The sequence below is a fragment of the Arthrobacter sp. B0490 genome, assembly GCF_002929355.1.
GTDB lineage: Bacteria > Actinomycetota > Actinomycetes > Actinomycetales > Micrococcaceae > Arthrobacter_D.
Map to the genome: position 1 here is coordinate 1 of NZ_PJIR01000156.1, position 542 is coordinate 542.

Annotated in this window: 1 protein-coding gene; it reads left to right on the forward strand. The window is 67.3% G+C overall.

The genetic code is table 11. The features are described 5' to 3' along the window. Positions 1-296 precede the first annotated feature (296 nt). On the forward strand, positions 297-542 hold a 246-nt coding region (locus CXQ97_RS21225), incomplete at its 3' end, for a DksA/TraR family C4-type zinc finger protein (RefSeq protein ID WP_104182388.1).

The window sequence follows — 542 nt, forward strand, 5'->3', positions numbered from 1 at the left end:
CGAAGGTGCCCAGTTCGCGCTCGAGCACCTGTGGTTCGCTGGCGCAGCCCGCTGCCAGGAGCAGGCTGGTTATGATCGGTAAGATGCGCTTCATGCTGGCTGCCCTGCCGGTTCGCAAATGCCCGAGGCGCTGAGCCGTCGGCGTGAACCGGGGCAGGATAGGCGACTGTGCCGCTCGGGCAGCGCCATCCGTCGATTGCCCGGCGTCATTCGATGGGCGGTATCGCCTGGGGTGAGCATCCGCCCGCGCAATGACTCCAAAGCAGAACAGCATCGAGCGATGCGGGAGGTGAGCAATGGCAACAGGTTGGGCAGGTGCCGGTGCCGTCCAGGCGCAGATCGACAGTACCGTCGAAGACGCGGTGCAGCGCGCCCGCAGCAAGCTCGCCCGCGGCGAGAGCCTCAAGCATTGCGAGGAGTGCGGCGCGGCCATTCCCGATGCGCGGCGCCAGGCGGTGCCTGGCGTCAGGCTGTGCATCAAGTGCCAGGCCGAGCAGGACAAGGAAGACGCCAGGTTCAGCGGCTACAACCGCCGTGGCAGC